The organism is Streptomyces sp. NPDC037054, from assembly GCF_055606745.1.
The window spans coordinates 103232-127297 of sequence record NZ_JBVJSJ010000001.1 but is presented as its reverse complement, the minus strand read 5'-3'; the positions used below and the strand labels follow the sequence as shown (position 1 = coordinate 127297).

General features: G+C 69.5%; 15 protein-coding genes and 1 tRNA gene. 3 read left to right on the top strand and 13 right to left on the bottom strand.

The annotated features are described in order from the left end of the window. The 7 genes from ACZ7D7_RS00570 to ACZ7D7_RS00540 form a co-directional block, all read right to left on the bottom strand. Positions 1-831 (bottom strand): AfsR/SARP family transcriptional regulator, encoded by an 831-nt coding sequence (locus ACZ7D7_RS00570; protein WP_470821202.1) that lies wholly within the window; start codon positions 829-831, stop codon positions 1-3. 175 nt (positions 832-1006) lie between these two features. Continuing rightward, complete coding sequence (locus ACZ7D7_RS00565; protein WP_470821200.1) at positions 1007-1267, bottom strand: acyl-CoA carboxylase epsilon subunit; 261 nt, start codon at positions 1265-1267, stop codon at positions 1007-1009. Beyond that, a complete protein-coding gene (locus tag ACZ7D7_RS00560; protein ID WP_470821198.1) occupies positions 1264-2859 on the bottom strand; it encodes an acyl-CoA carboxylase subunit beta in 1596 nt (531 codons plus the stop codon). Before ACZ7D7_RS00560 ends, ACZ7D7_RS00565 begins: the two co-directional genes overlap by 4 nt. 19 nt (positions 2860-2878) lie before the next feature. Then, positions 2879-3766, bottom strand: coding sequence for an MBL fold metallo-hydrolase (locus tag ACZ7D7_RS00555; RefSeq protein WP_470822406.1), 888 nt, complete (start codon positions 3764-3766; stop codon positions 2879-2881). A gap of 26 nt (positions 3767-3792) precedes the next feature. Then, positions 3793-4689, bottom strand: coding sequence for a 4'-phosphopantetheinyl transferase family protein (locus ACZ7D7_RS00550; protein ID WP_470821196.1), 897 nt, complete (start codon positions 4687-4689; stop codon positions 3793-3795). Positions 4690-4691: 2 nt separating this feature from the next. Further along, on the bottom strand, positions 4692-6395 hold the full coding sequence (locus ACZ7D7_RS00545) for an acyl-CoA dehydrogenase (protein WP_470821194.1): 1704 nt from the start codon (positions 6393-6395) through the stop codon (positions 4692-4694). A gap of 314 nt (positions 6396-6709) precedes the next feature. Next, complete coding sequence (locus ACZ7D7_RS00540; protein WP_470821193.1) at positions 6710-7921, bottom strand: IS701 family transposase; 1212 nt, start codon at positions 7919-7921, stop codon at positions 6710-6712. A gap of 422 nt (positions 7922-8343) precedes the next feature. On the opposite strand from ACZ7D7_RS00540, the gene ACZ7D7_RS00535 reads away from it, so the two are divergent. Beyond that, entirely contained in the window at positions 8344-11385 is a 3042-nt protein-coding gene (locus ACZ7D7_RS00535) for an AfsR/SARP family transcriptional regulator (RefSeq protein ID WP_470821192.1), read from the top strand. A 500-nt stretch (positions 11386-11885) separates the two neighbouring features. Here ACZ7D7_RS00535 and ACZ7D7_RS00530 read toward each other — a convergent pair whose 3' ends face one another. From ACZ7D7_RS00530 to ACZ7D7_RS00510, 5 genes are all read right to left on the bottom strand, one after another. Beyond that, a complete protein-coding gene (locus ACZ7D7_RS00530) occupies positions 11886-13154 on the bottom strand; it encodes a hypothetical protein (RefSeq protein WP_470821190.1) in 1269 nt (422 codons plus the stop codon). 283 nt (positions 13155-13437) lie between these two features. Then, on the bottom strand, positions 13438-14019 hold the full coding sequence (locus ACZ7D7_RS00525; protein WP_470821189.1) for an NADPH-dependent FMN reductase: 582 nt from the start codon (positions 14017-14019) through the stop codon (positions 13438-13440). 349 nt (positions 14020-14368) lie between these two features. Further along, complete coding sequence (locus tag ACZ7D7_RS00520; RefSeq protein ID WP_470821187.1) at positions 14369-14926, bottom strand: YbaK/EbsC family protein; 558 nt, start codon at positions 14924-14926, stop codon at positions 14369-14371. Positions 14927-15913: 987 nt separating this feature from the next. Then, positions 15914-18511, bottom strand: a complete 2598-nt coding sequence (locus ACZ7D7_RS00515) for a DEAD/DEAH box helicase (protein WP_470822404.1) — start codon at positions 18509-18511, stop codon at positions 15914-15916. An 8-nt stretch (positions 18512-18519) separates the two neighbouring features. Next, positions 18520-20499, bottom strand: coding sequence for a site-specific DNA-methyltransferase (locus ACZ7D7_RS00510; RefSeq protein ID WP_470821186.1), 1980 nt, complete (start codon positions 20497-20499; stop codon positions 18520-18522). A 472-nt stretch (positions 20500-20971) separates the two neighbouring features. On the opposite strand from ACZ7D7_RS00510, the gene ACZ7D7_RS00505 reads away from it, so the two are divergent. Beyond that, complete coding sequence (locus tag ACZ7D7_RS00505) at positions 20972-22024, top strand: tyrosine-type recombinase/integrase (RefSeq protein ID WP_470822402.1); 1053 nt, start codon at positions 20972-20974, stop codon at positions 22022-22024. 1030 nt (positions 22025-23054) lie between these two features. On the opposite strand, the gene ACZ7D7_RS00500 is transcribed toward ACZ7D7_RS00505, so the two are convergent. Then, positions 23055-23126 (bottom strand) — tRNA-Arg (locus ACZ7D7_RS00500). Positions 23127-23361: 235 nt separating this feature from the next. Here ACZ7D7_RS00500 and ACZ7D7_RS00495 point away from each other — a divergent pair. Further along, the gene (locus tag ACZ7D7_RS00495; RefSeq protein ID WP_470822400.1) at positions 23362-23871 is read left to right on the top strand and encodes a response regulator; all 510 of its coding nucleotides are present in this window, start codon (positions 23362-23364) and stop codon (positions 23869-23871) included. Positions 23872-24066: the final 195 nt, after the last annotated feature.

Below are 24066 nucleotides of genomic sequence, written 5' to 3'. Positions count from 1 at the left end.
TCAGGTGAAGACCGGCATCCGCGCCGGGCCCCGGTCCGACCCGACGCGCGAGGTCCCCCGTGCCCCGGCGTCCGGCCGCGTCCCCAGGAGCTCCAGCTGGAGCCGTTGAAGGTCGGGAGACGGCTCCAGGCCCAGCTCCTCGGCGAGGATGCGCCGCAGGTTCTGGTAGGCCTGGAGGGCCTCCGCACGCCGCCCGGAGGAACCGAGCGCCATGATGAGGCGGCTGTGGAACCACTCGTTGAGCGGGTAGTCGTTGACCAGCTTGCGCAGCTGCGGGATGCACTCCCGGTGCCGGTTCAGCCGGCCCTCGGCCTCGATCCGGATCTCCAGTGCCCGGATGCGCAGCTCCTCCAGGTGCACGATGTGCCCGGTGAGCAGGTCACCCGCGGGGATGTTGGACAGCGCCGGACCGCGCCACAGCTCCAGCGCCCGGTCGACCCGGCCCACGGCCGACTCGAACCGCTCGGCGCCGAGGTCGGCGTGGGCCTGCGCGACCAGCCGCTCGAAGACCTTGATGTCGACCTCGTCGTCCTCGACCTGGACGGCGTAGCCGGGGGCCCGCGTGACCAGGAGCGGGCGCTCCTCCGGGACCAGCTTCTCCGCCACGAACATCCGCCGCGCGTGGTAGACGTACGTCTGCAGGGTCGTGACGGCGCTCCGGGGCGGGCTCTCGCCCCAGAGCTCGTGTATGAGGGCGTCGGACGTGACGATCTCGTTGGCCCGGGTCAGCAGCAGGGCCAGGGTCTGGCACACCTTCGGCGTGCTCGGCAGGTGGGAAGCGCCGTTCTCCGCGACGATCTCGAACGGGCCAATGAGGTTGAACCGCACCACAGTTGCTCCTTCGGCATGAGGGCTGTCGGGGGCGAGGAAACGTTGGTTCTGCCGCGTTCTTCCTGATGGTGAGCCACACGCTAGGCGCCTGCGCCACGCCCACCCACGCCGACGGGGCGAGAGTGTCACTCTCGCCCCGTCACCGCCCGGTGTCCCTGCGGCCGCCGCCGCGCCGTTACGCCGCCGAACGCCAGCCCGGCAGCGGGCGCGCGCTCCAGGCCCGGGACGGGCGCCCCGGCCCGTCCTCCCAGCGCGCGGCCGACAGCCGGGCCCCGGCCTCCTCCTCGCCGCCCGCGGCCCGCATCCGGACCGCCAGGACGACGGCCAGCGCCGCCAGTTCCTCCGCCGTCGGATTCCCACGCGTGACGCGCCAGGAGACCCCTGCGAGCACGTCCCGCGCCGTGCCCTGCCCCGCGGCCCGCTCCACGGCGCTCACTGGGGCTGGTTCCCGTGCTTGCGGCTGGGCAGGTCGGCGTGTTTGGCGCGCAGCACGGACAGCGTGCGGATCAGCACCGACCGGGTCTCGGCCGGGTCGATGACGTCGTCGACCAGGCCCCGCTCGGCCGCGTAGTACGGATGCATCAGCTCCTCCCGGTACTCCTTCACCAACTGGGCGCGCACCGCCTCCGGATCGTCGGCCTGCGCGATCCGCCGGCGGAAGACGACACCCGCCGCGCCCTCCGCGCCCATCACCGCGATCTCGTTGATGGGCCACGCCAGCGACACGTCCGTGCCGATGGACCGCGAGTCCATGACGATGTACGCGCCGCCGTACGCCTTGCGCAGGATCAGCTGGACGCGGGGCACGGTGGCGTTGCAGTACGCGTACAGCAGTTTCGCGCCGTGCCGGATGACCCCGCCGTGCTCCTGGTCCACACCCGGCAGGAAGCCCGGCACGTCCACCAGCGTCACCAGCGGGATGTTGAAGGCGTCGCACATCTGGACGAACCGCGCGGCCTTCTCGCTGGCCTCGATGTCCAGCACCCCGGCCATCCGCTGCGGCTGGTTGGCGACGACGCCCACCACCTCGCCGCCCATCCGGGTCAGCGCGCAGATCACGTTCGGCGCCCACCGCTCGTGGACCTCGAAGTACTCCCCGTGGTCCGCGATCTCCTCGATCACCTTCGCCATGTCGTAGGCCTGGTTCGGATCGGCCGGCACCAGGTCGACCAGCGCCTCCGTGCGCCGGTCCGACGGGTCGCAGGTGGGCGCGCCCGGCGGCGTCTCACGGTTGTTCTGCGGAAGGTAGGACAGCAGGTGCCGTACGTCCTTCAGGCAGCACTCCTCGTTGTCGTACACGAAGCCGGCCACGCCCGACCGCTCGGCGTGCACGTCCGCGCCGCCCAGCTCCTCGTGGGTGATCCGCTCCCCGGTCACCGCCTGCACCACGTCGGGCCCGGTGATGAACATCTGCGAGGTGCCGCGCACCATGAACACGAAGTCCGTCAGCGCCGGCGAGTAGGCGGCGCCACCCGCGCACGGGCCCATGATGACGCTGATCTGCGGAATCACTCCGGAGTTGCGCACATTGCGGCGGAAGATGCCGCCGTACCCGGCGAGCGCCGTCACGCCCTCCTGGATCCGGGCGCCCGCGCCGTCGCACAGCCCCACCACCGGAGCCCCCGCCGACTCCGCCAGGTCCATCAGCTTGTGGATCTTCTGGGCGTGCGCCTCGCCGAGGGCCCCGCCGAAGATCCGGAAATCGTGCGCGTAGGCGAAGACGGGACGCCCCTCCACCGTGCCCCAGCCCGTGACGACGCCGTCCGTGTGCGGGCGGCGGTCCTCCAGCCCGAACCCGGTGGCGCGGTGCCTGCGCAGCGCCTCGATCTCCACGAACGAGCCCTCGTCGAAGAGGATGTCCAGCCGCTCCCGTACGGTCAGCTTGCCCTTCGCCTTCTGCGCCCGGGTGGCCTTCTCGTCCGGGCCCGCGACCACCGCCGCGCGCAGTGCGGCCAGCTCCTCCACCCGGGCCCGGGTGGACGCCCCGGTGGCCGCCGGTTGTGCCTCGGTCTCCTGGATGACGCTCACTTGTGCCCCTTTCGGTGTCTCACGCGTGGCACTCGGGGAGGCGGCCGTGGAACTCGACCATCTCCGCGAACAGCACGCCGATGTCGAGCGGATGACCTCGCTCCGCGCCGCGGGCCTCCGCGAACGCCCGGTGCAGATTCGGCACCAGCCGCTCGCTGTCGAGCAGGTCGCCGTACCGGCCGAGGTCGGCCTCGCGCGCGGTCTGAAGCGGACTCAGCCCCGCCGCCAGGCCCTGGGCCGCCAACTCCTGGACCCAGCGCAGATAGTCCTCACCGGTGTCCAGCAACTCCGGTCCGCCGACCGGGCCGTGACCCGGCACGACGGTCCGCGGACCGAGCGCCCGCAGCCGGCCGAGGACGTCGATCGTGCCCGCGACCGAGCCGGTGAGGCAGAACGGCGTGGCACCGTTCATCACCAGGTCGCCGGCGAACAGCACCCGCTGCTCCGGCAGCCACACCACGGTGTCGTTCGTCGTGTGCGCCACGCCCAGGTGCATCAACTCGGCCCGGACCCCGCCCAGATGCAGCGTGACCGGCTCGCGGAAGGTCAGGGTCGGCAGTTCCACGGACAGCTCGCCCCAGCACACCTGCGGCCACAGGCCCGTCAGGTGCAGCTGGGCCAGGTCCATCTCGGTACGGGTCCCCTCGTGGGCGATCACCACGGCCTCGTCGGCGAAGAAGCGGTTGCCGAAGGTGTGGTCCCCGTGCGGATGGGTGTTGATCACATAGCGCGGCGGATACGGGGAGAGCTCCGCCACGGCCTTCCGCAGCGCCAGCGCCCGCGCCTCGGTCGCCGCCGTGTCGATCAGCGCCGGACGGCCGCCCGCCGTGATCAGACCGGCGTTGTTCAGGCACCAGCCGCCGTCCGGCTGGACGTACGCGTACACCCCGTCCTCGACCTCGACCATCCGCGCGTCCGCCACCGAGTGCCCGCTCACGCGGTCCTCCCCGCGGTCACGCGACGGTCCTCGTCGTCACCGGACGAGCCCAGGGCGTCCTTGCGGGAGCAGCTCACCACCGCCCCCATCAGGCCGCGGTCCACCGGACCCGCGGTGTCCGCGCGGCCGGCCCCGGGGTGCGGCGCGGGTCCCACGGCCGCGCTCAGGGTGCAGCCGCCGTCCACCGCGTGCGTCTCGAAGTGCCAGCCGCCGTCGTCCGCCGGCAGCCCGTCCGTGCCCAGCAGCCGGGGCGCCGCCGTACTGGTCGCGGGCGTCGTGAAGCCGAACGAGCGGAACGACAGCCGCGTCCCGAGCCCCAGCGCCTTGGTGTACGCCTCCTTCAGCGTCCACAGCCGGATCACCGCCGCGTTGCGCTCCTCCTCACGCAGCCAGCCCAGCGCGGCCCGCTCGTGATCGGTGCACACGTCCACCTCCAGACCGGTGCCGTAGACCGTCCGGCCGCGCGGCTCGACGTCGACCCCGATCGCGCCCAGCCGGCTCAGCCCCACCGCCACGACGTCCCCGGTGTGACTCAGACTCACCTCCAGCCGCTCGCAACCCCGCAGATAGGGGCGGCCGTTGGGGCGGCGGGCCAGCTCCAGGTCGGCCGGGTCGGCGCCCAGCACGGCGGCCGCCGCGTGCTTCAGCAACAGCCGCGACACCACGAACCGGGTGCGGGCCTGCGCGCCGTTCAGGGCCAGGTAGCGGCCGTACTCGGACCCGAGCAGTCCGCCCGGACCGGCGCCGCCCGCCGCGGGCGCCCACTCGCTCGCCAGACCGTACGCCAGCCCGTACCCGCCGTCCCGGAGGGCGTCGCGCAGCGCCTCCCACGGTCCGTCGGGGGAGGCGACGCGCAGCGGAGGCGGTCCTGCCAGACCACGACGTACGGACATACTCATCCCTTCTCGCGGTGCCGGGCCGGTGTGCCCAGCGGGGTGTCGTACAGGTCGAGGCTGCGGGCCTCGCGGCAGCGCCGGAGCACCTCGCGCAGCAGCAGGTCCTCGTGCTCGGGGGACGGCGCCGGCACGGGCAGCCCGAGCCGCACCCCGATCCGGTGCGCGGCGGCGAGCAGCCAGGCCGGCTCGGCGAGGAACCCGCTCGCGCCGTTGCGCCGGGCCGTGCGCCACACCCCGAGGCAGGCGGCGGCGGCCGTCAGCAGGGCGTACCGCTCCGCGAGGGCGAAACCGCGCGGGTTGGCGAGCGCCGCCGGATCCATCTCGGGCAGCCGCCGGCAGCCCTCCCGCAGTGCGGCCAGTTCGGCGCCGAGCGCGGCCGGCCACTCCGGCAACCCGCCGCCGGCGCCGTCCCCGTCCGCGTGCAGGAGGAGTACGGCGAGGCCGTCGTCGGCCGCCGCCAGCTTCAGCCGGTCGCCCGTCAGGGGCGGAACCGGGTGGTCCGGCCGGAACAACGCGTCGGAAGCCGGCCGTTCTCCGGCCGTCCAGGACCGGCGGGCCAGCGTGGGCAGTTGCGGCAGCAGCGTCGCCAGCGCGGCGGCCGACCCGGCGGGACCGGGTGCGATGCCCGCGAGGTCCCGCACCTGCTTGTGGAAGGCGCCCAGGCCGTCCCCGGCACTCAGGGAGTCGGTTCCCAGCACCGTCATCAGATCGCCCACGCCCTCCCGCAGCAGCCGCAGCACCAGACAGCGGGCCGCCGCCGACCAGATGCTCGACCGCTCCGGCAGCAGGTGCAGCGCGCGCAGGGCCACCAGCGACAGGCAGTCGGCGGCCAGCAGATCCGCGAACGCGCCCACCACCACACGGCGCGTGACACGAGAGCGCAGCCCCCGTACCCCGCCCCGCTCCGCCAGCACCGCCGCCAGCACGGTCCTGAGCGCCGTGTCCGCGCAGCCGACCGCCATCGAACCCGCCAGCGGACGGCACACCTGCGCCACCCGCCGGGCCACCCACTGGCCGTCGCCGGCCTCGCCGACCACCGCGGAGGCGGGCACCGGCCAGTCCTCCAGCGTCAGTTCGCCCGCGGGGATGCGGCCCGGAGCCGTGCCGTCGTAGGGCGACAACTGCCCCACGGCGCCCGGCGGAAGGCCGTCCCGGCGCAGCAGGAGCACCGACTCGCCGTCCTGGCCGGCGTGCCGGGGCACCACCACGAAGGCCGCCGCGCGGGGCGCGTTGACCAGGACCGGGGTGCGGCCCGTCAGGCGCAGGCCCGCCCCGTCGCCGGACACCGCGGTCAGACCGCCGTCACCGCTTGCGCCGCCGGTGATCCGTTCCCCGGCGAGCAGCAGCCGGGCGGTCGTCCGGCGGTGCCCGGCGGTGCCGAAGCACCAGGCGTTCAGCGCGGCGGCCAGGGACGCCGAGCCGTAGCCGTAGCCGAGCGCGGCGTCCCTGCGGTACACCGCCCGCAGCAGGACGGCGACCGCGTCCAGGCCCGCCAGCCGTCCGCCGTACGCCTCCGGCACGAAGTCCTCGTGCAGCCCGAACGACGCGAGCAACGGCTCGCCGCCCAGGGGCAGTTCACCTCGTTGTTCGGCCGCGAGCACGGCGGCCGCGCCGAGCGGGTTCCCCTCGTCGCGCGGGTCGCCGAGCACCGCCTCCAGCGCGGCCCGCCGGGCCACCGGGCCGCGCGGCGCCGGGTCCGTCATCGTCGCCTCCTCGCGTCCGGTTCGTACCGAAGCGTCGCCGACGACCCTGGAGCCCGGCTCGGGCCGCCCTCGAACGGGCGGACGGGGCCGGCCCTCGGACACCGACGGGCACGCGCATGCGTCCGGGGCGGACACCGGGGCGCGGGGCCGGGCGCGGGGGCGTCGGGTGCGTGAGGCGTCGGGTGCGTGAGGCGTCGGGCCCGCGTGGCGTCGGGCGCGCGTGGCGTCGGGCCCGCGAGGCATCGGGCCCGCGAGGCATGGGACCGGGCCGGGCCGGCGGGCTCGCGCCGGTCCCGGGGCGGCCCGGGCAGGCGTCAGGCCGCGCGGATGGTACGCGGGGCGTCGGCCCGCAGCAGCAGCGCCGCGGCGTGTGCCGCCGACGCGAGGGTCATGTGACGGTGCCAGCCCTGGAAGGAACGGCCCGCGAAGTCCCGTATCCCGGTCTGCTCCGACACCTGCCGGAAGGCCAGCTCCACACTGTCGGCCAGCGCCGACGGCCCGACGGGCGGCTCCCCGGCGCAGGACGCGCCGGGCGCGACGGCCGCCCCGAAGCGGACGGACGTGGCGGACCCGGGGCCGGAGGGCGAGCACACCGCACCCGGGTTCCCCGGCGCGGCGAGCCAGTAGCGGTCGGGGCCCCGGGTCCCGGCCGTCCACCGGGCCAGGAGCTGAAGCGGCCGGTGCGGAGCGGCCGGCAGCACCACCGGCACGGCGGCCCGCACCAGGCGCCCCTCGCCGGGCCGTCTGAAGCGCCGCATCCCCGCGACCAACTGCTCGGCCGTGCACAGCCGTTCGCTGTAACTGTGCAGCACCGACGGGTCCACCCGCAGCGGCGTGTCCGCGGCCACCCGGACGCATACGGGGACACCCGCGGGCGCGACGATCCGCAGCGTACGCGCCGGGTCCAGACCCTCGGCGTCGATCACCACGGGCCGCGGCGCCGCCGTCCCGCTCACGCCGAGGGCGAGCCGGCCCGCGACCTCCTCGGGACATCCCGGCAGGTCCCCGGCCGGGATCTGGGCACGACGCCGCCGCCCGGGATCGTCGAGCCAGGCACGGCTCAGCAGCAGGGACCAGTCGCAGGGAACGGCGGTGCGCTCGGACGCCAGCCACGCACCGAACGCCTGCTGCCCGTTGACCGTGACACCGAGATGCGGGTCGAACTGCTGGTCCACGCCCACGGAGTGCGGCCCCGCCTTCGGGATCACGAGGGGCCGCAGCACCCACGCCCGCGGCGCGACGGTGTCCTCCGCGTGCCGGGCCAGGGCCCGCCGCACCCCCGTCCAGTCCCAGGAGGAACTGCTGATGAAGTGGTGCACGCTCTGCTTGGCCGCCCCCGGCCCCGCCGGTTCGCGGTCGGCCTGCCCACCGCCCATCCAGTCGGCGATGTTCCGCAGGGTCTTGCGCCCGGACACCGACAGCAGCGCCCGGACGTACTGCTCGGCCTTGCTCCGCTGATCGCGCCGCGGCAGCGAGTCGAACAACTCCGCGCACATCTCCCCGACGTGATCGCGCTCGTCGCGCATCGTCCCTCCCCCTCCGGACGGCCTGTCGGAGCGACCGCGCCCGACGACCGCACAGTGGCCGAGAACGGTCCCGTGCCTTTACCGCTGCGGTTCCGCTTCGGTACCGCGCGAGGGAGGGGGCGGACGGCCGAAAACCACCTGCCCGGATGGCCTGACGGCCCGTCACGGAGTGCCAGGCCCTACCGTGACACTGCGGTTGCGGAGCGTATGAACGTGCATTGATGGAATCGAACGAGGCTGCGTAGAATCTGGCAGCTTGTCGATCACGCCTGCAATGATCGTCGACGGGGGGCTGGGAGAGGATGGCACACAGTGCCGCAACAATTCGGGGCCCGAAATTCCGCATTCTCGGTGTGCTGGAAGGCTGGGACGGTGACTCGCCCCTGAAAGTGGGCGGTAGCCTGCGTGCCCGCACGCTGGTCATGCTCCTGCTTGAGGCCAACCGGGTCGTTCCGGTTCCGCGTCTGGTGGAGGCGGCGTGGGACGAGGACCCGCCGAGCAGCGCCCCGCACCAAATACGCAAGGCCGTCGCCGAGTTGCGGCAGCGTATTCCCGGCGGGGCCGAAATGATCCTCACCGACGGCCCCGGCTACCGGGCGAGAATTCGCGAGGACCAGCTCGACCTGAGCCAGTACCGCTCCCGGCTGCGCCGGGCCCGCAAGGCGGTCGAGGAAGGCCAACGCGCGCTCGCGGCCGACGAATTGCGGGCGGCCATGGAGCTGTGGCGCGGCCCCGTCATGGCGGGGTTCGGCGGTTCGGTCATCGACGCCGCGTCCGCCGCCCTGGAGGAACAGCACCTGGCCGCGGCGGAGCAGCTGTTCGACCTCCAACTGGCGGCCGGAGAAGCGGCCTCGGTCGTCGGCGAGCTGCGGGTCCTCGTCAACCAGCACCCACTGCGGGAGACCCTGCGCGGACAGCTGATGCTGGCGCTGTACCGCACCGGACGGCAGGCCGAGGCCCTGGAGGAGTACGGCCGCGTCCGCCACCTGCTGGCCGAGGAACTCGGCATCGACCCGAGCGCCGCCCTGTCCGAGCTGTACGAGAACATCCTGCGCCAGAGCCCCACGCTGAACCCGCCGGAACCGGCCCCTCCGACGTCCGCGACGTCCGCGGCCTCCGCGCCGGCCCCGGCGGCCCCGGACCCGGCGTCCGCGCCCCCGGCCGACCCCGGTGCCACGTCGGTCTCGGCGGTCACGGCACCCTCGTTACCGGCGGCGCAGGCCCCCTCACCGCCACCCGCCGCGGGCCTGCCCCCGTCACCGAGCACCCTGCCGTACGCCTTGCAGGACTTCTCCGGCCGGGCCGCCGAACTCGACTGGATCCGCGAGACCGCGCTCGGCGCCACCGGGAGCTGCGCCCACATCATCGCGATCGACGGCATGGGCGGCAGCGGCAAGACCGCGCTCGCCGTGCAGGCCGCGCACCAACTGGCCGCGCACTGGCCGGACAGCCAGCTCTTCGTCGACATGCGCGGCTTCACCCCCGGCCAGGAGCCGCTGAGTTCGGCCGCCGCACTCGACGCCCTGCTGGCGTCCGCGGGCGTGCCCGGCGACGAACTGCCCCACGACCCGGCGGCTCGTACCGCGCTGTGGCGCTCGATCACCGCCCAGCGCCGCCTCCTCATCGTCCTCGACAACGCGGCCACCGCCGAACAGGTCATGCCGCTCATCCCGGCCTCACCGGACTGCCTGACCATCGTCACCAGCCGCCCCCGCCTCGTGGACCTCGACGGTGCCCGCTGGCTGTCCCTGGACGTCCTCACCGACGAGGACGCCACCGAACTGCTGGCACGCACCCTCGGCACCGAGCGGATCGACCGCGAACCGGAGGCCTGCGCCGAACTGGTCCGGCTCTGCGGCCGGCTGCCCCTCGCCATGCGCATATCCGCCGCCCGGCTCAGGAACCGCTCGCACTGGACGATCCAGCGGCTGGTGGACCGGCTGGGCGACGAGAGCCGCCGGCTGGACGAGCTCAACTCCACCGGCCGCAGCGTCGCCGCCGTCCTGCGCATGTCGTACCAGGCGATGGACGAGGACAGACGGACCGCCTTCCGGCTCCTCGGCCTGCACCCCGGGAGCAACATCGACCCGGCGGACGCCGGCGCGCTGTTCGACTGCGACCCCGAAGACGCCGAGGAGGTCCTGGAACACCTCCTCGACGCGCACCTGCTGGAACAGCACGAACCCGGCTGGTACCGGATGCACGACCTCGTCCGCAGCTTCGCCCGCGGCCTGCTCGGCACCCAGCACGCCGCCGACGCGGAGAACGAGGCGCTGCGGCGGCTGCTGGACCACTACCTGCTGACGGCGGAAAGCGCCTGCGACACGCTCTTCCCGCAGCGCCCCCGCTTCCCCGAGTTCCTGCCGCCCGGCCGGTCGCTCCACCCCGGCTTCACCTCCGCCGACGAGGCCCTGCACTGGCTCGACCAGCAACGCGACAACCTGCTGTCCGCCGTGGACCTGGCCGTGGCCCACGCACACCTGCTGCACGCCGCCTACCTGCCGCGCGCCCTCGGCTTCCACTCCCACATCCGCAACTACCCCCGTGAACTCCAGGAGACCAACCGCGCCGGCGTGGCGGCCGCCCGAAGCCTCGGCCGGCCGGTCCTGCTGCGCATCAGCCTGACCAACCTGGCGATGGGCCAATGGCGGCTGGGCCTGTTCCAGGAGTCCGCCGCCCATCTGCGCGAGGCACTGGAAGTGGCCCGCGACTCGGGCGACCGGCTCGGCGAGGCCGTCGGCATGAGCAGGCTGGGGCAGGTCTACAACAGCCTCGGGAAGTTCTCCGAAGCCCTCGACCTGCTCACCGGCTCGGTCGAACTACAGGGCGAACTGGGGCAGTTGAGGGAGGAAGCGGTGAGCCTGGGGCTGCTCGCCTCGGTCAACGCCCGGCTCGGCCGGTTCCAGGAGTCCGCCGACGCGGCGGCCCGCTCCCTCGCCCTGTACCGGCAGATCGGCGAGATCAGCAACTCCATCGTCTCCCTGTCCAGCCTGGCCCTCGCCCTGCTCGGCCTCCGCCGCCCCCACACCGCCCTGGAACGGCTCGACGAGGCCCGGGAACTCTGCGACCGGCTGCACAAGCCCGCGAACACCGCGCTGATCCTCTCCTACTACGCCGACGCCCAGGTGATGCTGGGCCGCGCCGAGGAGGCCCTGCTCACCATCGAGCGGGCCACGGAACTGGCGGCCAACGAGACCACGGCCCGCCGGGCCACCGTGGAGAACACCGCCGGCCGTGTCCTGCGCGCCCTCGGCAGGTTCTCCGAGGCCCGTGACCGCCACCGCAACGCCCACGAACTCGCCGCCGGAATCGCCTTCCGCTACGAAGCGGCCCAGGCGGCGTACGGGCTGGCCGAGGCGAGCAAGGAACTCGGCGACGTCTGCGCCGCCGAGGAGTACCGGCGCGCGGCGGACGAACTCTTCACCGACATGGGGGTCCCGGAGAACGCGCGCCTGCTGGCGTGAGGCAACTCCGGGCGCACATCGGCAGGCAGAGACACGCAGACGAACGCCCGGTGGACCGCTGAGGCGGGTCCACCGGGCGTTCGTCTGCGTCTGGGTGCGCGTGTGCGTGGGCGTCCGTGCCTGGCTCAGGCGCTGAGGCTCGCGGCCATCGCGCCGGACGACAGGGGGGCCACGGAGGGCCCGTGGTCGTCGGCCAGGACGACAGAGGCGGGGGAGACCGAGGGGCCGTGGTCATCCTCTGCGAGAACCGAACCGACCGGTGCCGTCACAGCAATCCCCCAAATGCCAGCCGTAGCGATAACGCTGATCATGCCGGTCATTTTGCCGCGCATTGTCTGCCCCTTCGACGGAAGTCATTCCCTCTGACGCCATCGAGAATTCCAGCACTTCCTCCCGTTCCATTCCTCCCTTCCGCACCCCTCCCATCCCTCGGGCCACCTGCGGAAAACCCTCCGGTTACCACCTCATTCCCGAGTTCCTCCCGCACCCCTCCGGGCACCTCACGGGCCACGCCTCTCCGTTCCCGCACCCGCACCTTCCCCCGCCTCTTCCCGTACGTCGGCCCGCAGCAGAGCGAGGGCGCACGCGACACGCCGCCCCGCCTCCTCCTCGGTTTCTCCGGACACGACGACATATCCATTGCCGGTGTCATGTGCCGGAATCACATCGCCCGGGGAATACGGGAATTGCACTGCCTCCGTATAGGGCAGCGCACAGATGCTGTCAATGCCGGCGACCGTGCGCAGCCGTCCCGGCGGCAATCGGAAGAACCCGATGGCTGAGAAGCGACGGGCCTCCGGAACGGGCACCGGCTCGCCGTCCAGCAGATGGCCGAAGACCGCGGCCTCAAGATCCACGCCCCGGGCGATGTGGACCAGCAGCGGGATGCGCTCCCCGGCGAGGCCGGCCCGCGCCCGCACCACACGCGGACCGTCGGCGGCGGGTACGACCTCGAAGTGCGTGGGCCCGAACCGGTGCCCGACCGCGTCCAACGCCGCGACGACGACCCGCTCCACCGCGGCCCCGTCGACCGCGTGCGGCGGAGCGGGATGCACATGCCCCGACCCCCGCCTGGCCGTCACACCGACGACGCGGTGCCGACCCCCGGCGGAGAAGGCCTGAACACTGAGTCCCGGTTCCTCGGGCACGGGGCCGGAGAAACCGGGACTGGAGAAGCCGGGACTGGAACGCTGACGCGAGGTACGCGAGGGGGAGTTGGGGCTGGGGCTGGGGCCGGGGCCGTCGGGCAAGGGGCCGTGGCCGTGACCGTGGCCGTGGCCGTCCGGCAAGGGGCTGGGCCGGGGGCTGGGCGCCGTGCGGACAGGTCGTCGGTCGACGCGCGGGCGCGGGACCGCGCGGGGGAGCCGGTCGGCAGCGAGGCGACCCGAACCGCTCCCGCTCCCGCTCCCCCTCGCGCCCCCGCTCTCGCTCCCGGTCCCGCTCCCGGGACCGAGGAGACTGAGGGCCCGTACCGCGGACGGGGGATTGGGAGCCCGGCCGAGCCGCCAGGCCTCCTCCAGCACCGGCAGGACGAAGTCCAGCGGGTCGTCGGCGCCCAGGTGCAGGACGTGCCCGATGCCGTGCTGCCGCAGGGTACGGCGCGCCAGCGCACGCAGCTCCCGCTCGTCGGAGCGATCCGCGAGCAGGAGCGCGTGCGAGGCGTCCGCGACCCGGCGCAGGCTCTCGGCGTCGGTCAGACGGGGATCCCACAGGGACCACACGTCGAACCCGGCGGCGACGGCCTTTCGGACCAGCCGATACCGGGGCATCACCAACAGGATCCGTTTGTCATCTGTTCGAACCGCCATGGTCACGAGCCGCCTCTCTCTCGTGGTGGGGGGACCTGAGCCGGGACGGAACCGTGGTTTGCGCACGGAAGATGGCTTGCGTGGGGGGCCTGTGCACGGAGTGGGGGTGCGACGCCGAGGTGAGGCTCGGCGGAGCCGGGGGCTTGAAGAGCTGGAAGGCCGACGGACCCGGGGGACCCGCGACCGGGGAACCCTTGAGCCCCTTGAGCCCTTAAGTCGCTTGAGTCCCTTGGGTCCGGACGGGTTACGCCGCCGCCTCCTGCGGCGTACCGGCCGCGAGGTGCCCGGCAACCGCGTCGACCAGACCCTCCAGGGCCTTGACCACACCGGGGTCGCCGATGACGCCCTCGGCCGTACGCAGCTCGATGGCGTTGCCGACGGCCACCTGCTCGCAGTCGATGACGGTCGCACCGCAGTTGGCGAGGATCTGACGGACGTGCGACTGCACGTTCTCCCCGCCGGCCTGGCCGGGGGACGCGCTGACGACGGCCGAGGCCAGCCCTTCCAGGGGCGCACGGTCCGCGTCGCCCTCCCGGGACAGCCAGTCCAGGGCGTTCTTCAGCACGCCCGACGGGTAGCCGTTGTACGCCGGGCTGCTGATGATCAGCGCGTCGGCGGCAGCGACCTGCGCCTTGGCGGCCCGGACTTCGGGCGTACCGCCGGCCGCCTCCAGGTCCTCGTCGAACAGCGGGAAGTCGCGCAGCGACAGCACGGTGACCTCGTACTGATCGTCGCGCTGCTCGAGGATCCGGCGAATGGTGGCGATCACGGCGCTGTTGGCCGACTCCCGCCGAATGCTGCCGGAGGCAAGCACGATCTTGGGCATGACCCTGGTCCTCTCCGAGACTTCGCCGGGCACGCGGTCCCGGCTCCGGACATCGCCCCCGAGCATGCCGCCTCTTGTTCCCGTCCGGTTCCCGGTTCGTTCCCGGAGGAGGGACAGGGACAGGGACAGAGGTACGGGGGGACGGTATGGAGGGGGGACTGACGAAAATCCGGACCCCGCAAGGAGACGGACGGGGGGAGGGAACGTCTCTTGCGGGGCCCGGACGGCGGGGGAGGGGGGAAGGAAGAACCCGGTCGGCCGGGGGAAGAGCCGACCGGGAGCCAGGGGGGCGGGACTGTCGGGGAGGAGAACTGGCGATGGGGTGATGGGGCGATGGGGTGACGCCTGCTCAGCAGGCGATGGAGGCCACCTGAGGCCGCGCCAAGGCGGTGAAGTCCTCGGCGCTGAGCGCGACCGACAGGTCGAGGCGATTGGCGTTGAAGTAGATCTCCCGGTGCTTGAGCAACAGAGGATCGACGAGCAGGGCGGGACCGGGCGAAGAGACGAACGGAGCCATGGCCCCCTGCGGACAGCCGTACAGGCTCTCGACATGCTCGGCGGGAGCGAACGAGGCCGAGGTACCGCCGAAGTGACGTGCGACGCGTACCAGGCTGACGGCCCGGTGGCCGGGTACGACGGCGAGGACGTCACGAAGAACGCGGCGCCCACGCCTGACCCGGACCAGCCGGCAGCGGGCCGACTGCTCGACAGGGTTGCCCCGCAGCCGACTGACCTCGTCGACACGCCACTCGGCGGCGTGGGGAATCACGCGGTAACGGGCTCCCTTGACGTCGAAGGTCACCAACAGCCGCGGCCAGTCCTGAAGCGGTGCGGCCGAGCCGGGCGAACGGTCACGGGTGTCAAGCAGACTGGGCACCGGATCCATCTCCTCACGTTCGTCAAACATCCCTGAACACAACACGTACACCGATCGAACCCCCACAACGTCCCACCCCCCGCTCCCTTTTCCCTCCCGCCCTCGTCCCACCACACGACCGGGAGGCCGGGGGACGCCACGGGGGGAGGTTCGGCTGAACTGCCAATCGCGTGCGGATCTCTCGACGTTGGGGTGTCAGACCTTGATGACGCTGGCGCACGCGCCTTAGAGAGCCGTGAACCTTTGCGGTTCAGAGGATCGGCGGAACGGAGGATCGGAGGTGAGCAGGGTGACAGGCCCAGGTGGGGCGGCAACGGCGGTTCCGCTGAGCATGGCGTCGCTGTCGTTCTGGTGGCCGGGCCGGGCGAACATCGCGCTCGTACCGAGCGAACGTGCCGGGCCCGACGAGAGCGGTGTCGATGCCGGCCACGTCGTTCTCGATGTGTTCACGGACGGTACCGCTTCGCGTTCCCGACTGCGCGGACTGGTTTGCCTCCTCTGTGGATGAAGCCGCAACCCACTGGCCTCAACGCGAAGGTGTTACAGGAGGGCAGGGCTGCGCTCACCGATGCCCTCTGACCTACCTCACGGCCTCAGTGACGCGGGCACGGATCGGCTTGCACCAACCGGGCCGCCGCAAACCCTGCCCCTGCCGACCCAGGAGCAGACGTACCGCACTTGTATGGGTGGGAATGCTCATGGCCGGTCTGAGGCCCGCCGAGTAGCGGCGAGACCACGGTCCTCCAACGGGCAACCATCGGGCGCTGCGTCAGCCCTGCGCTGGAGCGAGATTTAGCCCTGCGCACACGGCTCCGGAGGGGGCTTCGACTTACAGCGAAACTGCTGGCCAGGGCCTTGGAAGGTGGTAGAAGACGGAGATCAGTCCACGGACAGTCCAGCAGTCAGTACCTCCTCGTGCCCAACCGTTCCGCCGCTCAGAGGCACGGCGGAACGGAGGGCCGGCGCGGTGGGCTCAGCCGAACAAGGTTGATACCTGAGAGGTGAACCTTGCGCCGCTTACGCGGCGTTCAGATAGTCAGCCCCGTACTTGTCGAACACCGCGCGGATGTCGGCTTCGCCGTTCTTGCCCTGCGAAGCGAGGTCAGCGAATGCTAGTCGGACGGGTTCTTCTAGCAGGTCAACGTATTGCAGTCCCCCGTGGCCGTCATCTATCACGGCCCACACCCTTGCCAGGCGGTGATGCTGCTCCAGTGTGCCCAATGTCCCGTCAACATCGAATTCACCGTCGTTAACCTTTTTAGCCCAAACAGATAGTGCAGCCCACTTCGGAACGGTGTCGCCCAGGTCCGGTCTGTGGGGGTCGAGGATGTCCACGACGACCTTGTTGTCTTCCTGGCGGAAGAAAATGAAGTCTGGGTACATCACCCGCTGTTTGCCGACTTCGCCCCATGGGACGCCGATGGCCTGGGCGCCACCAGTTGGGTTGCGATACCAAGCGACCACTGAGGTGCGGTTTAGCTCGGCCTCCAGAACGCGCTTCTCCCAGGAGTTCGATGGGGTCCACGGATACATTCCCGCGGGGTAGGTCTCCTCGGTCTCGGAGTTGCGCATCTGCCCAGCTTTAGCCGCCAGTAGGTGCTTCGGCCACCAGTGCTCAGCGTCCTTGACAGTCGCCTGATCCGGTCGGGCGATAGTGGTGGGTTCCGAGGCGCGCGACTGAGCTAGCAGCAGATTAGCCTGGGCGACGGCCTCGCGGTCACCCAGTAGCTTGCTCTTGCCCTGTTTGTACCAGGTGGTGAATAGGTTTTGTGCGGTCTGTTCGACTGTTTTGGCGGCTTCGGGCTGGAACGCGACAGCGGCAGTGTAAAGACGTGCTCGGTCCGGGTCGTCTGGGAACCGGGTCTCACACAGGCGGTCCCACAGCCAGACCGCTGCCCCTCCGGGCAGCTTCCTTTTGGCTGCGTTGAACAGGTCGACAACGTTGGAGGCAGATACGGCGCGGGTACCCTCAAAACTATTGACGACCTCGCCAGTCATCCAGTCCACCGACAGCGTGGTAACTGAGATGGATTCGTACTTCTCAACGGCTGCGTGGATGGATTCCACAACATCGTCTCGCTCCATGTAAGAGACGAGTGCATCCGTGATGGACTTACGTACTGTCTTAGATCCAACCCCTGAGACACCGTGTCCCGCGAGGATCATGCCGAGTGTGATGACTCGGTCGACGCTATTGCGAGCTGTCTTCGTGGGGCGAGTGTTCGTTGGGAAGTCGGCGAAGACGGTCCAGACAGCGTCCCGAAGGTTCTGCGACTCCAGCGGGTTGCGTTCCAGCACGACGGGGTTGATTTCGACGTCGGACGGGATAACGTCGTCACCGCTCCTCAGGCGGTCCACGACTCTCTGGACTGTTACCTTATTGAAGTGGGGCAGGTAAACCCAAACTTGGTTTAGCGCATCCATGGTTTCGACGCGCTGCGCCAACGGCGTGCGGACCATACGGCCGAGCAATTGCGTAATGTAGGTATCGTCGTCGGCACCGCGTAGAGAGATCAGCACCTCCGCGCGAGGGCAGTCCCATCCTGTGGTTAGGGCTTCCTTGAAGAGGACGACTTTAATGCCAGGAGTTTCCTGGATCTTGGACGGTTCAACCCATCGTACTGTGTGCTTGCCGAACTCCTGTGCACGGTGTGTTTCCAAGGCATGCACGAAATGATCGCTTCGTAGCGATCTGTCGGAGGCCATCAGCGTGTCCATGAGGCGCTCGATACGAACTTCGGACTCCGCAGCAGGAATCTGGACAAGGAGAACCGGGTCTACTGGTGACAGACCCTCAGCCTCTGTGTACTGCCGCCACGACTGGGTCATGTCCTGCCGCTTCTGGGCGGCCCACTCCAGCAGAGTCGAGTCGGCTACCTGGGCTTCAGTCGGATGGGCGATCACCACCTTGTCCTTAACCAGGCCGGATTCGCGCACCAGGTCTATGTCTACCTCGACGTAGCGCGTCGACATGGAGGAGCCAACGAGGTCGAGGAAGCGGTCTGGAGTTGCGGAAATTCCCAGCACGACCGGGGCCGGGTGGGACAGTTCCTTGTCACCTTTAACAAGGCGGCCCAATAGTGTGTTCCCACCGCGCGCCGGCTTGCCGGTGCCACGGTGTGCCTCGTCAATCACCAGGAGGAAGTCGGTGCTCAGGGTCTTGCCTGTGCCGTTGATGGCGTCCCAAAGACTGAATTCGCGCCCGTCGCCCTTTTGGAAGGTCGTGGCGCCAGCTCCCAGTTTCTGGGTATTGAGAAAGTAGACTTTGCCGCTCTCCATTGAGGGGGCGTTCAGCGGGTCCTCGTCGCCGATGACCGGAAGCCGGTCGATAGTGAAGCGAGACGAGAAGCGCATGAACTTGTCTCGAGTTTGCTCGTTGAGGCTCGGGTTGTCTGACACCCATAGCACAGACAGGCGCGGATTCCCTGCATAACCTCCCCCACCGAACATCAACTGTTCGATTACTGCGGCGGCCATGATCGTCTTTCCTGACCCCGTCGGCGCGGAAAGAGAGATTGCGGTGCGGTCGCCATCCTCATGAAAGTCTCGGACAGCGCGCCGGAAACGCTTGGTCACGTCCGCGAGTGCAGCTTCTTGATAGCCTAGAAGGGTCATCGACATGGTCAGTTGCCCCCGACGTTGATCTCAAAGGAGGACAAGTAATCCTCGTATAGTCTGGTCACCTTCATTGTGTCCGGCAGGCTCCGCTCGACGTGATTGAAAGCGGCATCGGAGTCGGTGACGACGTAGGCATGTGTGATGTCCGCACGCCCCTTAACCGCCTCGACGAACCCGCCCCAGTGATCGACGTCAAACAGAACCGCGTAATTGGCGTCTTCGGGAGCGGAAAAGGTGTCGCTTTCTTCCGTGATGGTGGCACCTCGAGCACCGGCTTGTACCCACAGCAGGTGCGCGATCTGCTCGAAGGCTCGTCCTCTTTCGACGTTGGTTCGATCCAGATATGTCAAATCTAGGAACGTCACATTGGCGTCCATGCCTTCGGAGTACGTGGTCCCATCCTCGCGGATTCCGGTCACGACTGTTTTGATACGCGGTTTAGTGACGTACTGGTAGATGCCCCGGGCCTCCCATTCAGGGTCTCCGGGTTGCAACCCCTCGGCAGCCAACTTCTTGGCGGTCTTGGAGTCAACCTCATTATTCGTGACCAGTAGGCATTGCCTTTGCCCGCCGTCCTGTGCGTTCATATGCAAGATAGCCTCACACGTCGATCCCGACCCGCCGAAGAAATCGAGTACCACGGCATTAGGATCGCGCATTGTGACGGCGCCAATCCACTCGGAGAGGACATTAACGTCCTTCGGGAACTGAAAGCGTTTCTCTCCAAGGAGACGGGCAAGCTCTAGGGAAGAGGCGCGACGGTCGACGTCGACAAACGGTCTCAAGGATTGACCCTCAACCTCGTCAAGATACCGCTTATAGTAGGCACCTGTGGTGTGATCTTCACCGAACAGGATGCGCCCTTCGGATAGCTTCTCCTGCATAGTTGTAGGGGAGTAGACCCAACCATTTTTTGGCCTATGCACTGGCAAGCCTGTTACGGGGTGAGGGAGATCGTACATCAGGTTCGGCCGAGGATTTGGACTGCTGAGGTCCGCCCGGAAGAAAAGTCGCCCTGTTTCATCGATCTCGTTGTAACGGGCGACTCCCTTCTCCATCTCGTTTTTTCGGCCACGCACTTTTGCGCGATATAGCCGTGTTGCCTCAGCGGGGTCCCCAGCGGCCTGCTTCCATGCCTCCTTCGCCGTGTCAATCGCTAGGTCGTACCCCTTTTTAGTCTGCCTCCAGCGGGCGTCGGCATCGATCAGGGCGTCACGAGACCTGCCGTAAATGAGCATGTAGTCGAGCCCGCCGGCGGTGAAACGTGCGTCGTTCTTGCTGGAGCCGAGCCACGTAGCTGATGCAAGGAAGTTCGTCTCGGAGAAGATCTGGTCCATAAGGAGCCGAAGATGAGCATGCTCGTTGTCATCGATCGCCACGATGATGACGCCGGTCTGCTTCAAGAGGTCCCTGGCGAGACGAAGCCGCTTCTCCATGAAGGAGAGCCACTTTGAGTGTCGATAGCGGTCGTCCTTGCCCACATATTTGTCGTTATATGTGAAGTCGCCACCAGTGTTATAGGGTGGATCGACGTAGATACAGTCTATCTTTCCCGCATGCGTGTAACGAAGAGCCTGAAGTACGTGGTGGTTCTCCCCGTTGATCACGAGGTGGTGGGTGCTTTGGTCAGCATGGTTAATCGCCTCTGAAGGCACCAACCCCGGGTAGACTGGCTCACCGAAGGCCCTAGCCGCAGTTAGCTCGGTGATAGGCGCCTTGACCTCGTTACCGTCGTCGTCACGGAGGGTAGCAACGCCTTCGGAGAGACCTGTGAGTTGCCATACCGAGTCATTCCCTCGGTCCTTGAGCATGACCGTGGAGCCCACCCTGATGGGAACGTCACGCAACCGGATGGCCTCTGGCAGGTGCTTCTCAAAGACAAGGCCGAAGGTGCGTCGGCTCTCCAGCTCAGCGACCTCACGCTGAATCTGGGCGCGCAAGTGCGGATCGCTGATCTGCTCTATGAGGGTATCGAGTCGTGCCACGCCGCAGAGCCTAGACGCTGTCACGGGTAAGAAACGCCAGGGGTGCGAAGGTCAGGCCAAACCGACGCACCTTACAGTCGCTCCCGCGCGGGTCGTCGACGGCCCGCGGCCCGGTCTCGTGGCCAGCTATTAGGCTCGGACGCCAACCGAACAGAAGCCTCAGCTGGGCAGATCGGTCGGCGTAGCGGCTTTGGGCTGGAGCTGCTTTGGCGCGAGTGATCATGGCCCCGTAAGCTTCCGGCGCGTCGGGCAGTCTGTGGACCTGCCCGGTAAAGCACGACGTTGGGGCCATGATCTTCGAGGCTCGCGCCAAAGTGGCTGCCTAAAGCCGTGGAGCCGACCGCCCCAGCCACGATGCAACTCTTCCCTGACGTCAGGCGGCTGACTGCTGTGCGCGCGGCACGGGTGCCGGCCGGGCTGGAGCGGGGTGGAGACAGGAGCGCAGGCCCGGCCGGGGGCCGGGCCGCGCGCGGTGAGCGGAGCGAGCCGCCTTGACGATCGTCCGGGGCAGCCGTCCGAGGAACTGATCAGGAAGACGCTTCGCAACTGGGCCTTCGTCCTGCTCGGACCGGACGAGCGCGCATTGCCGACTGAGATCGCGAACACCTTGCACTGGGTGGCCAAGGCGTCGCGTCCGCTCTCGGACCTCGGTGACGCTGCGATGGGCAGGGCTGTCCTGGACTCGCTCAAGCTGAAGCTCGACGGGACAGCGGCTGCCGCGGAGACCGTCCGGCGCAAGCGTCGAACGCTCGTCAACGCGCTGCACTATGCAGTAGACCTTGGGGAGTTCAAAGAGAACCCGATCACGGGCATCCGCTGGAAGAAACCGAAGGTGGCCGGGGAAGTCGACCCCCGGGTGGTCGCCAATCCTGCACAAGCCCGTTCCCTGCTGACTGCGGTCTCGTACGTCGGTGGATACAGCCGGGCGCGTGGTCGCGGACTCGTCGGCCTGTTCGCCTGCATGTACTACGGCGCCTTGCGTCCGGCTGAGGCCGTCGGCCTCACAGATGCTGACCTGAAGCTGCCCGATGCCGGCTGGGGAACGGTGCTGTTGAACCGGACGCGTCCCAGCGTCGGAAAGCAGTGGACGGACTCCGGCGAGACCCACGACGACCGGGGCCTCAAGAACCGCCCGGCGGAAGAGGTCCGGCTCGTACCGATCCCGCCCCAGCTCGTCGCCATCCTCCGGCAGCACCTCGATACGTTCGGCACGGCCGAGGACGGGCGGCTGTTCGCCAACGAGCGTGGGGGAGTGGTCGGCTCCTCGACGTACTACCGCGTCTGGCAGGAGGCTCGCGTGCTGGCGCTTCCGCCGGCCGCAGTCGCCTCCCCGCTCGCGGCTCGCCCGTATGACCTCCGGCACTCGGCACTGTCGACCTGGCTCAACTCCGGGGTGGACCCGACGGAGGCCGCTGAACGCGCAGGCAACAGCGTCGAGGTCCTGCTGAGCCGCTACGCCAAGTGCATCGACGGACGGCAGGAGATCGCCAACCGCAAGATCGAGTTGTTGCGCGAATACGAGTGAAACCAGCTGCACCTGCCGTGAGGCCCCCGGGATTCCGAGGGCCTCTTCGTTGCTGCAGAAGCTCATGGCAATGTGTGCACGTGCGCTCTTTCGCTGATGATCTGCCAAGGGTCTTGGCCACATGCTGGCTGTACTGGATTGCTGTACCGACAGGCGATCAGGCGGGAGTCATGGAGCTGATGGGGCTTGTCCAACCTCGCCCCGTGACGTTCGCTGAGGCCGAGGAAATCATCGAGGATGACGGCCACGGAGAGTCCGAGGAGAACCCGGCCGGGATGGCTCGCGTATACGTCAGCCCGGAACTCGACGGGTGGACCTTGGTCATCGGGCCGTGGTGCGACCCGTGCGACGTCGAGCGCAGTGATGACGTACTGCGGTTGTGCCGTGACCTGAGCGTTCGTTACGGGCAGGCCCAGGCGTATTACTACGGGTCCCAGGGGGATGGTTCAGCTTGGCTCATAGCTCAGGACGGTGTCGTACTGCGGCGCTACTGCGAGACCGGCGAAGCCGAGGACGCCTTCTTGACGCTGGGGGAGCCGCTGCCCCTCGAACGGGCTCGCCGAGAGCAGCTCGGATTGCCGGCGGTATGGGATGAGACGACGCGATCGGAAGAGGCCGAGGACGAGTGGAAGTGGGCCGCGTTCGACCTCGCTCCCGAGATCGCCGCGGCTCTGGGTGTCAGCCCGTTCAAGCTGACGGCGACACGCGCGTTGAAGGTACTGGGGTCATCGCTCTCACTCCGCGCGCGGCAGTGGCGCCAGCTGAGGCCCCGTGCTCTGGCGCCAAGGCTGAGCTGCCGACCTGATGGCTTCCCGAAGTCGTGGATCCGCTGGGCGTCGGCCCGATCGATGGTCTGCGGGAGTTGGACTTTCCCTGAGCTGACCTGCTGCGACGCCTCAAGAACCTGTCCACGAATAGTCCACGGACTGCGTCACAGGGCTGCTTCGGACGGCACACGCCTGCACAAACGCGAAGACCCCGCACTCAGCGTTTCGGCTGGTCACGGGGTCTTCAGGCACCTCATGCAGGGTGCCCCCGGCAGGATTCGAACCTGCGCACACGGCTCCGGAGGCCGTTGCTCTATCCCCTGAGCTACGGGGGCGTGTCGCGGCGTTCGGTGTTGCTCGCGGCGACGGGTAGAACACTACCAGCTCCCCCGGGGTGGTCATGAACCGGTTTCTCGCACGTCGGGTCCGGCGTCCGCGGCGTCGTCCGAGTCGTCGCCACAGCCTCCCCCGCGCCCGGTCCGCGTCAGCCAACGAGGGCTCCGTCCCCCGCACGGGGTGGAAGTGGGGAAAACCCGGACGCGCCGACCGGTGTCGACCTACTCTCGAGTTGTGCCAGGCGCTTCGGGCCGGGTCCTCGTTGTGGACGACAACAAGGTCATCCGGCAGCTGATCAGGGTCAATCTCGAGCTCGAGGGTCTCGAGGTCGTGACCGCGGCCGATGGTGCCGAGTGTCTTGAAGTCGTCCATCAGGTGCGGCCCGACGTCGTCACCCTCGACGTCGTCATGCCCCGGCTCGACGGTCTGCGGACCGCCGCCCGGTTGCGTGCCGACCCGCTCACCCGTGATCTTCCGCTCGCCATCGTCAGCGCGTGCACGCAGTTCGAGGTCGAGGCCGGCCTCGACGTCGGCGTCGACGCCTTCCTCGCCAAGCCCTTCGAGCCCGCCGAACTCGTTCGCGTCGTCCGGCGGTTGGTCGAGCGGCGAGGGCGCGGGGGGAGAGAGGGGGGTGGGTTCGGGGGTGGTGAACCCGCTGGGGGTGACGGCCCGTCCAGGTGCGGGCGCGTGATCGAGGCCGGTGAGACCGAGACCGAGGCCGAGGCAGAGCCCGCCGGTAGTTGACGTACCTCCCGGTCCGCCCCGGCCCTTCCCAGTCCACCCCGGTCCAGCTCGGTCCGCGTCCCCCGGGCCCACCCCGGCCCGACCCGGTCCACCCCGCCCCTCCCGGCCCACCCACGCCGGGCTCCCTGCCGTCGCCGTCCACATCCCGGGATCGCCCGCAAACCGGTTCGCTTACCCACCCCCCTCCTCCCATAC